General features: G+C 72.3%; 12 protein-coding genes and 1 tRNA gene. 10 read left to right on the top strand and 3 right to left on the bottom strand.

Annotation, left to right across the window (positions count from 1 at the left end):
• The first annotated feature begins 6 nt into the window (after window positions 1-6).
• The 6 genes from ACLHRZ_RS17185 to glmS all read left to right on the top strand — a co-directional run bounded on the left by ACLHRZ_RS17185 (window position 7) and on the right by glmS (window position 7381).
• Entirely contained in the window at window positions 7-2019 is a 2013-nt protein-coding gene (locus tag ACLHRZ_RS17185; RefSeq protein ID WP_490419299.1) for an acetyl/propionyl/methylcrotonyl-CoA carboxylase subunit alpha, read from the top strand.
• A 2-nt stretch (window positions 2020-2021) separates the two neighbouring features.
• A complete protein-coding gene (locus ACLHRZ_RS17180) occupies window positions 2022-2960 on the top strand; it encodes a hydroxymethylglutaryl-CoA lyase (RefSeq protein ID WP_490419298.1) in 939 nt (312 codons plus the stop codon).
• A gap of 9 nt (window positions 2961-2969) precedes the next feature.
• On the top strand, window positions 2970-4130 hold the full coding sequence (locus ACLHRZ_RS17175; protein ID WP_490419358.1) for an acyl-CoA dehydrogenase family protein: 1161 nt from the start codon (window positions 2970-2972) through the stop codon (window positions 4128-4130).
• Window positions 4131-4180: 50 nt separating this feature from the next.
• Window positions 4181-5083, top strand: coding sequence for a DUF4429 domain-containing protein (locus tag ACLHRZ_RS17170; RefSeq protein WP_490419297.1), 903 nt, complete (start codon window positions 4181-4183; stop codon window positions 5081-5083).
• 97 nt (window positions 5084-5180) lie between these two features.
• A complete protein-coding gene (locus ACLHRZ_RS17165; protein WP_490419296.1) occupies window positions 5181-5456 on the top strand; it encodes a hypothetical protein in 276 nt (91 codons plus the stop codon).
• Between the two features lie 104 nt (window positions 5457-5560).
• Window positions 5561-7381: a glutamine--fructose-6-phosphate transaminase (isomerizing) gene (gene glmS, locus ACLHRZ_RS17160; protein WP_490419295.1), complete on the top strand. Its 1821-nt coding sequence runs from the start codon at window positions 5561-5563 to the stop codon at window positions 7379-7381.
• A 344-nt stretch (window positions 7382-7725) separates the two neighbouring features.
• Here the strand turns inward: glmS and ACLHRZ_RS17155 are convergent, their stop codons facing one another.
• Entirely contained in the window at window positions 7726-8247 is a 522-nt protein-coding gene (locus ACLHRZ_RS17155; protein WP_490419357.1) for a universal stress protein, read from the bottom strand.
• Between the two features lie 408 nt (window positions 8248-8655).
• Between ACLHRZ_RS17155 and ACLHRZ_RS17150 the strand changes: the two genes are divergently transcribed.
• The 4 genes from ACLHRZ_RS17150 to ACLHRZ_RS17135 all read left to right on the top strand — a co-directional run bounded on the left by ACLHRZ_RS17150 (window position 8656) and on the right by ACLHRZ_RS17135 (window position 11521).
• A complete protein-coding gene (locus ACLHRZ_RS17150; protein WP_490419294.1) occupies window positions 8656-8988 on the top strand; it encodes a hypothetical protein in 333 nt (110 codons plus the stop codon).
• 368 nt (window positions 8989-9356) lie between these two features.
• Window positions 9357-10718, top strand: a complete 1362-nt coding sequence (locus ACLHRZ_RS17145; protein ID WP_490419293.1) for a helix-turn-helix domain-containing protein — start codon at window positions 9357-9359, stop codon at window positions 10716-10718.
• A 5-nt stretch (window positions 10719-10723) separates the two neighbouring features.
• Window positions 10724-11329, top strand: coding sequence for an oligoribonuclease (gene orn, locus ACLHRZ_RS17140; RefSeq protein ID WP_490419292.1), 606 nt, complete (start codon window positions 10724-10726; stop codon window positions 11327-11329).
• A 119-nt stretch (window positions 11330-11448) separates the two neighbouring features.
• Window positions 11449-11521, top strand: a tRNA-His gene (locus ACLHRZ_RS17135).
• Window positions 11522-11606: 85 nt separating this feature from the next.
• On the opposite strand, the gene ACLHRZ_RS17130 is transcribed toward ACLHRZ_RS17135, so the two are convergent.
• On the bottom strand, window positions 11607-12167 hold the full coding sequence (locus ACLHRZ_RS17130) for a CAP domain-containing protein (RefSeq protein WP_490419291.1): 561 nt from the start codon (window positions 12165-12167) through the stop codon (window positions 11607-11609).
• Between the two features lie 85 nt (window positions 12168-12252).
• Window positions 12253-13290, bottom strand: a complete 1038-nt coding sequence (locus ACLHRZ_RS17125) for a LacI family DNA-binding transcriptional regulator (protein ID WP_490419290.1) — start codon at window positions 13288-13290, stop codon at window positions 12253-12255.
• Between the last annotated feature and the right edge of the window lie 101 nt (window positions 13291-13391).

The following is a 13391-nucleotide window of genomic DNA, read 5'->3' as shown; positions in this document are numbered from 1 at the left end:
CCCACCATGTTCGACACCGTACTGGTCGCCAACCGGGGCGAGATCGCCGTGCGCGTCATCCGTACGCTGCGCGAGCTGGGCATCCGTTCCGTCGCGGTCTTCAGTGACGCGGATGCGGACGCCCGCCACGTCCGGGAGGCCGACACGGCCGTGCGGATCGGCCCCGCCCCGGCCTCCCAGAGCTATCTGTCCATGGAGCGCCTGCTGGCGGCAGCCGAGCGCACGGGCGCCCAGGCCGTCCACCCCGGCTACGGCTTCCTCGCCGAGAACGCCGCCTTCGCCCGCGCCTGCGCCGATGCGGGGCTGGTCTTCATCGGCCCGCCCGCCCCGGCCATCGAGCTGATGGGCGACAAGATCCGCGCCAAGGAGACGGTGCAGGCAGCAGGCGTTCCCGTGGTGCCGGGCTCCTCCGGCAGCGGGCTCGGCGACGCCGAACTGATCGCGGCGGCACGGGAGATCGCCATGCCCGTGCTCCTCAAGCCCTCGGCGGGCGGCGGCGGAAAGGGCATGCGGCTCGTCCGCGACGAGGCGCTGCTGGGCGAGGAGATCGCCGCCGCCCGGCGCGAGGCGCGCGGGTCGTTCGGGGACGACACCCTGCTCGTCGAGCGCTGGGTGGACCGCCCGCGGCACATCGAGATCCAGGTGCTGGCGGACGGCCACGGCACCGTCGTCCACCTCGGCGAGCGCGAGTGCTCCCTGCAGCGCCGGCACCAGAAGATCGTCGAGGAGGCGCCCTCCCCGCTGCTGGACAGGGCGACGCGGGCCGCCATGGGCGAGGCCGCGGTCCAGGCCGCGCGGTCCTGCGGCTACACGGGCGCGGGCACGGTGGAGTTCATCGTGCCGGGCGGCGATCCGTCCTCCTACTACTTCATGGAGATGAACACCCGCCTCCAGGTCGAGCACCCCGTCACCGAACTCGTCACCGGGCTGGACCTGGTGGAGTGGCAGATCCGGGTCGCCTCGGGCGAGCCGCTCGGCTTCAGCCAGGAGGACGTGACGCTCACCGGGCATGCGGTGGAGGCGCGGATCTGCGCGGAGACGGCGCGCGTGAGCGGCGAGCGCGTCGACTTCCTGCCGTCCGCCGGCACGGTGCTCGCGCTGAACGAGCCGGCGGGCGAAGGCGTCCGGGTGGACTCCGGGCTGGCGGCCGGCAGCGCCGTGGGCACGTCCTACGACCCGATGCTCGCGAAGGTCGTCGCGCACGGCCCGGACCGGGAGACGGCGCTGCGGAGACTGCGCGGGGCGCTGGCGGGGACGGCCGTGCTCGGTGTGGACACCAATGCGGGGTTCCTCCGTAGATTGTTGGAGCATCCGGACGTGGTGTCCGGCGCACTGGACACGGGGCTGGTGGACCGGGAGGCCGCGGCGCTGGTGTCCACGACGGTGCCGGCCGAGGTGTACGTGGCGGGTGCACTGCTGGCACAGGCACGGATGTCCCCCACGGCCGGTGGTCACTGGGCGGACCCCTTCTCGGTCCCGTCCGGCTGGCGCCTGGGCGGTGAACCCGCCTGGACGGCACACCACTTCCGCGTCCCGGGCCACGCGCCGGTGACGGTCCGTGTACGCGGTACGGACGTCCTCCTGAACGACGCACTGCTCGACGGCGCCCGGCTGCTGCCCTCCCCGCGGCCCGGCGGGCTGAGCCTCGAACTCGACGGCGTCACCCACGTGTTCACCCACTCCCCCGGCCCGGAGGGCGTCTGGCTCGCCCGCGAGGGCGACACCTGGCACCTCGCCCCGCACGACCCCGTCGACGCCACCGGCGGCGCGGCGGCGGCCCACGCCGGCACCCTCACCGCCCCGATGCCCGGCACCGTCACCGTGGTCAAGGCGGCCGTGGGGGACAAGGTCGCCGCCGGGCAGGGCCTCCTCGTCGTCGAGGCGATGAAGATGGAGCACCTCATCTCCGCCCCGCACGACGGCACCGTCACCGAGCTGGACGTCACAGCGGGCAGCACCGTCGCCATGGACCAGGTGCTGGCGGTCGTCGCCCCGGAGCAACCGGAGCAAGGGGAATAGCCATGATCAGCGGACTGCCGATGACCGTTCCGGACCCCGCCCTCCCGGGCCGTATCCGGATCCACGAAGTGGGGCCGCGCGACGGCCTGCAGAACGAGAAGGCCGTCGTCCCGGCGGAGATCAAGGCGGAGTTCATCCGCCGCCTCGCCGCCAGCGGCCTGTCCGTCATCGAGGCGACCAGCTTCGTGCACCCGAAGTGGGTGCCGCAGCTGGCCGACGCCGAACAGCTGATGCCCATGCTGGCGGACGTACCGGCCCGGCTGCCGGTCCTCGTGCCCAACGAGCGCGGCCTCGACCGCGCCCTCGCGCTCGGCGTCCGCGAGGTCGCGGTCTTCGCCAGCGCCACGGAGTCCTTCGCCAAGGCCAACCTCAACCGCACCGTGGACGAGTCGCTGGAGATGTTCGCGCCGGTCGTCGCGCGGGCCCGGGAGGCCGGCGGGCGCGTGCGCGGCTACCTGTCGATGTGCTTCGGCGACCCCTGGGAGGGCGCCGTCCCCGTCGACCAGGTGGTCCGCGTGAGCCGCCGCCTGCTGGACCTCGGCTGCGACGAGCTGAGCCTCGGGGACACCATCGGCGTCGCCACCCCGGGCCATGTCGCGGCCCTGCTGACCGCGCTCGGGGAGGCCGGGGTGCCCGCCGGGCGGCTCGCCGTGCACTTCCACGACACCTACGGCCAGGCCCTCTCCAACACCCTCACCGCCCTGCGCCACGGGGTGACCACCGTCGACGCCTCCGCGGGCGGCCTCGGCGGCTGCCCCTACGCCAAGAGCGCCACCGGCAATCTCGCCACCGAGGACCTCGTCTGGATGCTGGAGGGCCTCGGCATCTCCACCGGGGTCGACCTCGGCCTGCTCACCGCCACCAGCGTGTGGATGGCCGCACATCTGGGCCGGCCCAGCCCCTCCCGCACCGTCCGCGCCCTCTCGCACCAGGAGCACTGAGCCATGCCGCTGGACCATCGCCTCACTCCCGAGCACGAGGAACTCCGCCGCACCGTCGAGGAGTTCGCACACGACGTGGTCGCCCCCAAGATCGGGGACTTCTACGAGCGCCACGAGTTCCCGTACGAGATCGTGCGGGAGATGGGCCGCATGGGCCTGTTCGGGCTGCCCTTCCCCGAGGAGTACGGCGGCATGGGCGGCGACTACCTCGCCCTCGGCCTCGCCCTGGAGGAGCTCGCCCGGGTGGACTCCTCGGTCGCGATCACCCTGGAGGCGGGCGTCTCGCTCGGCGCCATGCCCGTGTACCGCTTCGGCACGGAGGAGCAGAAGCGCGCCTGGCTGCCGAAGCTCTGCACCGGCGAGATGCTGGGCGCCTTCGGCCTCACCGAGCCCGGCGGCGGCTCGGACGCGGGCGCCACCCGCACCACGGCCCGGCTGGACGAGGCCACGAACGAATGGGTGATCAACGGCACCAAGTGCTTCATCACCAACTCCGGCACGGACATCACCGGCATGGTCACGGTCACCGCCGTCACCGGCCGCAAGCCGGACGGCCGTCCGGAGATCTCCGCGATCATCGTCCCGTCCGGCGCCCCGGGCTTCACGGTCGCGGCCCCCTACTCCAAGGTCGGCTGGAACGCCTCCGACACCCGGGAGCTGTCCTTCTCCGACGTCCGGGTCCCGGCGGCCAACCTGCTGGGCGCGGAGGGGCGCGGCTACGCCCAGTTCCTGCAGATACTGGACGAGGGGCGGATCGCCATCTCGGCCCTGGCGACAGGCCTGGCCCAGGGCTGCGTCGACGAGTCGGTGTCGTACGCGAGGACGCGCGAGGCGTTCGGCAGGCCGATCGGGGCCAACCAGGCCATCCAGTTCAAGATCGCGGACATGGAGATGCGGGCGCACACGGCCCGGCTCGCCTGGCGGGACGCGGCCTCCCGGCTGGTCCACGGCGAGCCGTTCAAGAAGGAGGCGGCGCTGGCCAAGCTGTACTCCTCGGAGATCGCGGTCACCAACGCCCGCGAGGCCACGCAGATCCACGGCGGCTACGGCTTCATGAACGAGTACCCGGTGGCCCGGATGTGGCGGGACTCCAAGATCCTGGAGATCGGCGAGGGCACGAGCGAGGTCCAGCGGATGCTGATCGCCCGGGAACTGGGGCTCACGGACTGACGGTTCCCGGCGGTTCGTCCCGGGCCGGACCTGCTGGGAGAATTGCCCGCATGGTTGAGATCCTTCAGAAGGACGGCACTTGGGAGTTCGAGGGTGATGCGATACGCATCGTCCCGGGCTGGGACAAGGGGGTGCACGCCGCGCGGCAGACGCTCGGCGAGCTGACCGTGCCGCTGACTGCCGTTGCGGGCATCTCCTTCGAGCCGGGCCGCAAGGCCGGCCGGCTGCGCCTGCAGCTGCGCCACGGAGCCGATCCGCTGTCCCGGGCGACGGGCGGCCGGCTTCCGGACGCCGCCGATCCCTATCGGCTGGCGGTCGACGCCTCGGGGGCGGACGTCGCCGGCTACCTGGTGGACGAGGTGCGTCAGGCGCTGCTGCTGGACCAGGTGCCCTCCGGCCCGGTGGACCGCTACCTGCTGCCGGGCCCGGCCGTGCCGCTGTCGGTGTCCGCGGGCGACGGCACCGTCCACTTCGACGGCGAGCACGTCCGGCTGGAGTGGAACTGGAAGACGGACGAGGACAAGCGGGCGGCCGGCCCGACCGTGCTCCCGCTGGCGGAGATCCACGGCGTGGAATGGCGGCCCTCGGCCGGCCTGGAGAACGGCTGCCTCCGGTTCACCACCGCCGGCGGCCCGAGCAGGCTGCCGGCCAAGCGGGATCCGCACGCCGTGGAGCTGTACGGCTTCAAAAAGGACCCGCTGATGGCACTGGTCGCCGCGGCGGTCACCGTCCGGCTGCCGCATCCGTCGGGAGCAGCGGAACCGGCTGCCCCTCTTCCGGCGTCCTCCCCCGTGCCGCAGCTCGAAGGCACGGCACCCGAGACCGCCGTGGCCGGTGCCGATCACGACACCCTGCTGCGCCGCCTGCGCGAGCTCGGTGAGCTGCATCACGCGGGCGTCCTCACCGACGAGGAGTTCGCCGCGGCGAAGCAGGCCGTACTTCGCCGCTTCTGACCGATTTCCCACCACTTCCGTCGCACTTCGACCGCACTCCTGCCCGATTTCGGGCAGGATTCTTGCGAAAGGCTTCGGCACCCCTCAGTATCGACGGGTGCTCGAACGCCGCATGACCCACGACGACCTGGTCGACCACCTGGTGCGCAGCACACCGCTGCAGCGCGGTGAGGCCGCCCGGGTGGTGCTGGACGTGCTGGCGTACTTCGACGAGACGACCGAGGAGTTCGTCCGCCGCCGCCACCGCGAGCTGCAGTCCGGCGGCATGACGAACGTCGGCATCTTCGAACGGATCGCGGCGGAGCTGCCGCACCGGGCGGTGGCGCCGCCCGAACTCTCGCTGCGGCAGCTGCGCCGCATCGTCTACGGCTGAGCGCACAGCGGCCCGCACGCCGCACCGCCGCCACGGCCACTGCCGTCGCCCATCGTCATCACCGTCGCCGGGCACCACTGATCGCTTACCTGGGAGGGTCACTTATGTGCGGAATCGTCGGATACATCGGGAAGCGTGACGTCGCACCGCTGCTCCTCGAAGGCCTCCAGCGCCTGGAGTACCGCGGCTACGACTCCGCCGGCATAGCCCTGCACGCGAGCGGCAAGACCGGCGGCCTGAAGGCGGCCAAGGCCAAGGGCCGCGTCCGCGAGCTCGAGTCCCGCCTGCCCAAGCGCTTCAACGGCACCACCGGCATCGCCCACACCCGCTGGGCCACCCACGGCGCCCCGAACGACGTCAACGCGCACCCCCACCTGGACGCCGGGGAGAAGGTCGCGGTCGTCCACAACGGCATCATCGACAACGCCTCCGACCTGCGCACCCGGCTGACCGCCGAGGGCTTCGTCTTCGTCTCCGACACCGACACCGAGGTGCTCGCCCACCTCATCGGCCGCTCCCAGGCCGGCACCCTGGAGGAGAAGGTCCGCGAGGCCCTGCGGCACATCGAGGGCACCTACGGCATCGCCGTGCTGCACGCCGACTTCCCGGACCGCATCGTCGTCGCCCGCAACGGCTCCCCCGTGGTGCTGGGCATCGGCGAGAAGGAGATGTTCGTCTCCTCCGACGTCGCCGCCCTGGTCAGCCACACCCGCCAGGTCGTCACCCTGGACGACGGCGAGATGGCCACCCTCAAGGCCGACGAGTACCGCACGTACACCACCGAGGGCTCCGCCACCTCGGCCCAGCCGACCACCGTGGAGTGGGAGGCCGAGTCGTACGACATGGGCGGCCACGACACGTACATGCACAAGGAGATCCACGAGCAGGCCGACGCCGTGGACCGCGCACTGCGCGGCCGTATCGACGACCGCTTCTCCACCGTGCACCTCGGCGGCCTCAACCTCGACGCCCGCGACGCCCGCGCCGTGCGCCGGGTCAAGATCCTCGGCTGCGGCACCTCGTACCACGCCGGCCAGATCGGCGCCCAGATGATCGAGGAGCTGGCCCGGATCCCCTCCGACGCCGAGCCCGCCTCCGAGTTCCGCTACCGCAACCCGGTCGTGGACCCCGACACGCTGTACATCGCGGTGTCCCAGTCCGGCGAGACCTACGACGTCCTCGCGGCCGTCCAGGAGCTCAAGCGCAAGGGCGCCCGCGTCCTGGGCCTGGTGAACGTGGTCGGCTCGGCCATCGCCCGGGAGACCGACGGCGGCATCTACGTGCACGCCGGCCCCGAGGTCTGCGTCGTCTCCACCAAGTGCTTCACCAACATGGTGGTCTCCTTCGGGCTGCTCGCCCTGCACCTGGGCCGCATCCGCGACCTGTCCGTCGCCGACGGCAAGCGGATCATCGAGGGCCTGCGCAAGCTCCCCGCCCAGATCTCCGAGATCCTGGACAACGAGGAGCAGATCAAGAAGCTGGCCGAGGAGTACGCCGACGCCAAGTCGATGATGTTCATCGGCCGGGTCCGCGGCTACCCCGTCGCCCGCGAGGCCTCGCTGAAGCTCAAGGAGGTCTCGTACATCCACGCCGAGGCCTACCCGGCCTCCGAGCTCAAGCACGGCCCGCTGGCCCTGATCGAGCCCGCGATGCCGACGGTCGCGATCGTTCCGGACGACGACCTGCTGGAGAAGAACCGCGCCGCGCTGGAGGAGATCAAGGCCCGCAGCGGCCGCATCCTCGCCGTCGCGCACCAGGAGCAGGAGAAGGCCGACCACACCATCGTGGTGCCGAAGAACGAGGACGAGCTGGACCCGATCCTCATGGGCATCCCGCTCCAGCTGCTCGCCTACTACACGGCGAAGGCCATGGGCCGCGACATCGACAAGCCGCGCAACCTGGCGAAGTCCGTCACCGTCGAGTAGCCGCCGGACCGGCCCCGCACGGGGCCACGGACTCTCGTACCTGTCCGCACCTGTCCGCGACAGGTCCGAGAAGGACGGTCCTCCCTGCACGTGCCACCACGCGCGCGGGGAGGACCGCCTCCCCTGTGCCGGCGTCGCCCTCGCGCCGGCGGTGATGCCGCCGGGACCCGGGAACCGTCACCTCCCGTCCGGCAGCACGCAAGCGTCCTGTCGCCCGATGCCTACCCGCCGGAACGGCGCCCGCCACCTCTACGCGCGAGTAGATTCCGGCGTGGCGCTCCCTCATGTCGCCGACGGCATGGGGGACTTGACGTTCCTGCAGAGAACGACAAGCGGGGCACCGCTCAGGGGATGACCACCACCGGGCGCTGCGCGCGCCGCGCCAGCCGCCCCGCCACCGAGCCGAAGATCCGGCCCACCAGGCCGTGCGTGGAGCCGACGACGATCGCGTCCGCCGCGTACTCCCGCCCGACTTCCTCCAGTTCGTGGCAGATGTCCCCGCCACGCTCCACCAGGATCCACGGCACCTCGGACAGGTGCTCCGCACAGGCCAGTTCGAGGCCGAGGACCTCGGTGCGGTGGTCGGGGACGTCCACGAAGACCGGCGGCTCGCAGCCCGCCCAGACGGTCGTCGGCAGCCGGTTGGCCACATGGACGATGATCAGCCCCGAGCCGGAGCGCCGGGCCATCCCGATTGCATACGCAAGCGCTCGCTCGCTCGACATGGAGCCGTCGAAGCCCACCACGACGCCGTGCTGGAATGCCGGATCGCAGGAATGACGTGTTTCTTCCGCCGCTTCGGGATTCGCCATCTGATCGGCGATCCGCTTGCGGTCCGCGGGTTCGGAGAATTCGTGACCGGCCATCGGTGTCTCGGCGAAGGAAGTCCTCGGACGGGGATCGGCAGTGGGCTGGTTGAAGTTGTCGACGGAGCTGGGAGGCGCTGCCCGCAGATGGATCATGGACGGCAAAATCCGTCCGGGATTCATCTTTTCAAGTGCTTACCCCCAGGGTACGGCGCCACTCCCCGCCTGCCCAGATGCCTGCGGATGATGCACGCCCTCCGGAACCGGCCGTTCGGCACCCGGTCCCGGCGGACGGAACCGCGGCACCCGGCGCCCTTGGCCAAGGCGCTCGGGCTTCCCCGGAGCATGCACGAGGGCGGCGCGCAGCGCAATGGGCCGGGTCTCCCGGAGATGCCCGTGTCCCCAGTGACCCGGGCGGCGGGAGCGGCGTTGTAGTACCGCCAGCAGCCGCCAGCAGGGAGCCGCTCCGTGCCCGGAACCCGTGACCACACCCACGACGACGACGCCGAGGGGGAATCCCCCGATCCGGTGAGCGACGTCGTGCGCTGGGCGGCGTTCAGCTGCGCCCTGGTCCCGGTCGTTCTGCTGATGTGCGGTCAGTCCTTCGGCGGTGCGGTCGGCAGCGCGGCCGGACTGGTGGCCCTCACCTGCGTCTGCCACGCCCTGCTGCGCCAGTCCGAGCGCACCGCCGCGCGAGTCGCCGCCGACCGGTCCGCGCCGCACCGCGGACGGCACGGCAGAACGGGCGCCGGCACACACCGGGGCGGACGGCATCAGGGCACCGGACAGCCCGTCGACTGACGCTCTCGTACGCCTGCACCCGTAGGTTTTCAGCCAACTTCAGGCCGAACTCCCCACCTTGGCCGCAGCCGCTCCCAACAGCCGGTCGACCAGCAAGGAAAGGACCGCTGAAGGCGGTTGCCGCCTACGCTGTGTGGGCAGGGGCGGGAGGCGTACTTTTCACCGAGCCCTGCAAGTGCAACGCTTCGTGATCGAACGCTTCGCGCCAAGTTGTCATGTCGACATAGAGCCGGGTGGTGAACTGGTCACCGCGTCTCCATGCGACGCAGTAGATTCGATCTTGGCCATGACCGGCGGGGGAACCGTTCAGGACCGAGGGGAAACGTGCAGGACCGAGAGGACTCGACCGCCGAGGGGGGCTTAGCGCCATGAGCCAGGACTCCACGACCGTACCGGAGGCCGCGCGCAAGCTCTCCGGACGCCGCCGCCGGGAGATCGTCGCCGTGTTGCTTTTCAGCGGCGGCCCCATCTTCGAAAGCTCCATTCCGCTCTCCGTCTTCGGAATCGACCGACAGGACGCGGGAGTTCCCCGCTACCGATTGCTGGTGTGCGCGGGCGAAGATGTGCCATTGCGAACGACCGGCGGCTTGGAATTGACCGCACCGTACGGCCTGGAGGCACTCTCCAGGGCCGGCACCGTCGTCGTACCGGCCTGGCGGTCGATCACCCAACCGCCGCCCGCCGCCGCACTCGACGCACTGCGCCGCGCCCACGAGGAGGGCGCCCGCATCGTGGGGCTGTGCACCGGTGCCTTCGTACTCGCCGCGGCGGGGCTGCTCGACGGCAGGCCCGCCACCACCCACTGGATGTACGCGCCCACGCTCGCGAAGCGCTACCCGTCGGTCCACGTGGACCCGCGGGAGCTCTTCGTGGACGACGGCGACGTACTGACGTCCGCGGGCACCGCGGCAGGCATCGACCTGTGCCTGCACATCGTCCGCACCGACCACGGAGCCGACGCGGCGGGGGCCCTGGCCCGGCGTCTCGTCGTGCCGCCGCGCCGCAGCGGAGGACAGGAGCGCTACCTCGACAGGTCTTTACCGGAGGAGATCGGTGCCGACCCGCTCGCCGAGGTCGTCGCCTGGGCGCTGGAGCACCTCCACGAGCAGTTCGACGTGGAGACCCTGGCCGCCCGTGCCTACATGAGCCGTCGCACCTTCGACCGGCGGTTCCGTTCGCTCACCGGGAGCGCTCCCCTGCAGTGGCTGATCACTCAGCGGGTGCTCCAGGCGCAGCGGCTCCTGGAGACCTCGGACTACTCCGTGGACGAGGTCGCCGGGCGCTGCGGCTTCCGCTCGCCCGTGGCCCTGCGCGGCCACTTCCGCCGGCAGCTGGGATCCTCCCCCGCCGCCTACCGGGCCGCCTACCGGGCGCGCCGCCCGCAGAGCGGTGCGGACGGCAGGCCGGAGCGGAGTGAGCGGCCGGAGCGTCCGGAGCGGGGCGACCGCGGCGAGCGGTTCGACCGGCCGGAGCCGGTCGAACCCCGGCCGGGGGAGCCCTCGCTGGTGGCGATGCGGCGGGCGGCCATGGCCACCACGGCGCACGCCGTCACCGGTGCGCCGCTGGGAGCTCCGCCGCCCCATGGAGGCCACAGCAGACATACAGGACATATCGTTCATGATCCCGGCCCTGCCGGGGGTCATCTCGCCGGCGGGCCGGATCCGGGGAAGCCCGATACCGACCTCTACACTCCGCGCCTGCCCGGTCAGCGGGAGCGCCCCGTAGGGTGAGATGCATGAACGATCGCATGGTGTGGATCGACTGCGAGATGACCGGGCTCTCGCTGTCGGACGACGCACTCATCGAGGTGGCCGCCCTGGTCACCGACTCCGAGCTGAACATCCTCGGCGACGGCGTGGACATCGTGATCCGCCCGCCCGCCGAGGCCCTCGCCACCATGCCCGAGGTGGTGCGCCAGATGCACACGGCCTCCGGGCTGCTGGCGGAACTGGACGGCGGGACCACGCTCGAGGAAGCCGAGCAGCGGGTCCTGGCGTACATCCGCGAGCACGTCCCGGAGCCGGGCAAGGCCCCGCTGTGCGGAAACTCGGTCGGCACCGACCGCGGTTTCCTGCTGCGGGACATGCCCGCGCTGGAGAGCCACCTACACTACCGGATCGTGGACGTCTCCTCGGTGAAGGAGCTGGCCCGGCGCTGGTTCCCGCGCGCGTACTTCAGCAGTCCCAAGAAGAACGGCAACCACCGGGCGCTCTCCGACATCCGCGAGTCGATCGCCGAGCTCCGCTACTACCGCGAGGCGATCTTCGTGCCCCAGCCCGGACCGGACTCGGACACCGCGAAGGCCATCGCGGCCAAGCACGTCCTGCCCGACGGGGCCTAGCCCCGGCAGAGTGACGCAGCTCGCTCCCGGCCAGGGCGAAAGCCGGGAGCGAGCACCCCTCCGGACCCTGTACACTTTTTCTCGGCCGGTGGGAAACACGGAAACAAACGCCGGACATGGTGGGTATAGCTCAGCAGGTAGAGCACCTGGTTGTGGTCCAGGATGTCGCGGGTTCGAGTCCCGTTACTCACCCTGATGCCGAAGGCCCGGTCTGCAGACGCAGACCGGGCCTTCGGCGTTGTACGTACCTGACGGGCCGTCGGACCGGCCCCGGCTCTCACCGCCTCGGGAGGACGTTCTCCCGGAAGGCCCCGTCCACATTGCCCGGCGGGGCGAACGCGAAGACCACGTAGGTCTCGGTGCGGCCGCCCGCCCTGCCGCTGACCCGGGCGGCGCCGATCCGGTCCGAGGCCTTCCACACCAGCTGGGTGAAGTCGCCGGTGGCCGCGCTGAAGCCCGGCTTCCGCCAGTCGTACGAGCGCGCTTCGGCGTACCAGGCCTCGACGGCCTGCGCCGCGCCCGCAGCCGCGGCGCGCTCGCCCCCGGCGGACGACCAGAAGAGGTCCTCCCCCAGCCGCGGGTCCGCACCCTCGGTGCTCAGCTGTCCGGGGATGCCCCGGGAGAGCTCCTGGGCGCGCTTCCTGGCGTAGGCGGTGAGGGCGGGGTCGAGCGCCAGGGGCCGCGCCCCGTGCTGTGCGCGGTGGCGATTGGCCGCGGTCACGGCCTCCTTGAGGAACCCCCCGTCCGTGGTGTCCGGCAGCGGCGGGCGGGCCGTGGCCGGGGCGGCGGGCACGGTGAGCGCGAGGGCGGCGGCGGGCATCAGCAGTTTCTTCCACATGCCCCCGACCCTGCCCGCCCGGACGGCTCTTCTCCGGCTGCCCGGCGGGGTGTTCACCCGGATTGACCGCCCGGCCGACGATGCGTCAGGACGATGCCCGCACGATCAGTTCGGTGGGCAGGACGATCCGGGGGCCCGTCGGCGCCGTGGGGTCCTGGATCCGGGAGAGCAGGACCGCGGCCATCGTGCGGCCCACGGCCTCGGTCGGGCGGCGGACGCTGGTGAGCGGCGGGTCCGTGTGGCGGGCGACGGCGGAGTCGCCGAAGCCCGCCACGGCCACGTCGGCGGGGACGCGGCGGCCGCGGGCGCGGAGCGCCTGGAGGGCGCCGGCGGCCACCGCGTCCGAGGCGGCGAGGACGGCGTCCAGGCCGGGGCGCCGGTCGAGCAGGGCCCGCACGGCGCGGCGGCCGCCGGACTCGGTGAGCGGAGCGGACTCGACCAGGGCGGCGTCCGGGGCGGAGCCGAGCGCCTGCCGGCAGCCGTCGAGGAGGCGCCGGGCCGCGGCCGTGCCGGGCGGGCCGGCGATGACGGCGACGGTACGGCGGCCGCGGGCCAGCAGGTGGCCGAGCGCGGTCCGGGCGCCGCCCGTGTCGTCGGAGTCCACGCACGTCAGGGGCAGACCGGCGGGCCGGCGGCCGGTGAGGACGGCGGGCACGCCGAGCTCCGCGACGAGGCCCGGCAGGGGGTCGTCGTCGCGGACGGAGACCAACAGCACGCCGTCCACGCGCCGCGCGGCGAGCTGGTCCGCGCACCGGCGGCCCTCCTCCGGACCGCGCAGGAGGGTGAGCTGCAGCTGCAGGCCGCTGTCGGCGAGCCCGGAGCCGACGCCGCGCACGAGGTCGGTGAAGTACGGGTCGGCTGGCAGACCCGCGCCGGGCTCGGGGAGGACGAGGGCGACGGCGTCCGCGCTGCCCGCCGCGAGGGCACGGGCAGCGCGGTTGGGTATGTAGCCGAGCTCGGCGACGGCCTGTTCGACGGCCGCGCGGGTACGGTCGCTGACCCGCGGCGAGCCGTTGATCACCCGGGACGCCGTGCCCCGGCCCACACCGGCGCGGGCCGCCACCTCCTCCAGGGTCGGGCGGGTACGACGGACTGTCTCTGCGGTCTCTCCGGTCCAGGACATGCGGGCGCCTCCATGGCACGTCGCGCGCCGCGTCCTTGACACTCCGCCAGGTTGCGGCAACGCTTCGACTTGTCGTTCTGGGAGCGCTCCCACCGTACTGC

The organism is Streptomyces sp. AM25 (assembly GCF_058146165.1).
Note: the sequence above shows the minus strand (reverse complement) of the source record. Positions and strands in the feature narration are given on the sequence as shown.

Coding starts and splice junctions, on each gene's coding strand:
- ACLHRZ_RS17145 (WP_490419293.1), top strand. CDS start 9,357: ATGAGCCAGGACTCCACGACCGTACCGGAGGCCGCGCGCAAGCTCTCC.
- ACLHRZ_RS17170 (WP_490419297.1), top strand. CDS start 4,181: ATGGTTGAGATCCTTCAGAAGGACGGCACTTGGGAGTTCGAGGGTGAT.
- ACLHRZ_RS17125 (WP_490419290.1), bottom strand. CDS start 13,290: ATGTCCTGGACCGGAGAGACCGCAGAGACAGTCCGTCGTACCCGCCCG.
- ACLHRZ_RS17180 (WP_490419298.1), top strand. CDS start 2,022: ATGATCAGCGGACTGCCGATGACCGTTCCGGACCCCGCCCTCCCGGGC.
- ACLHRZ_RS17185 (WP_490419299.1), top strand. CDS start 7: ATGTTCGACACCGTACTGGTCGCCAACCGGGGCGAGATCGCCGTGCGC.
- orn (WP_490419292.1), top strand. CDS start 10,724: ATGAACGATCGCATGGTGTGGATCGACTGCGAGATGACCGGGCTCTCG.
- ACLHRZ_RS17130 (WP_490419291.1), bottom strand. CDS start 12,167: ATGTGGAAGAAACTGCTGATGCCCGCCGCCGCCCTCGCGCTCACCGTG.
- glmS (WP_490419295.1), top strand. CDS start 5,561: ATGTGCGGAATCGTCGGATACATCGGGAAGCGTGACGTCGCACCGCTG.
- ACLHRZ_RS17155 (WP_490419357.1), bottom strand. CDS start 8,247: ATGGCCGGTCACGAATTCTCCGAACCCGCGGACCGCAAGCGGATCGCC.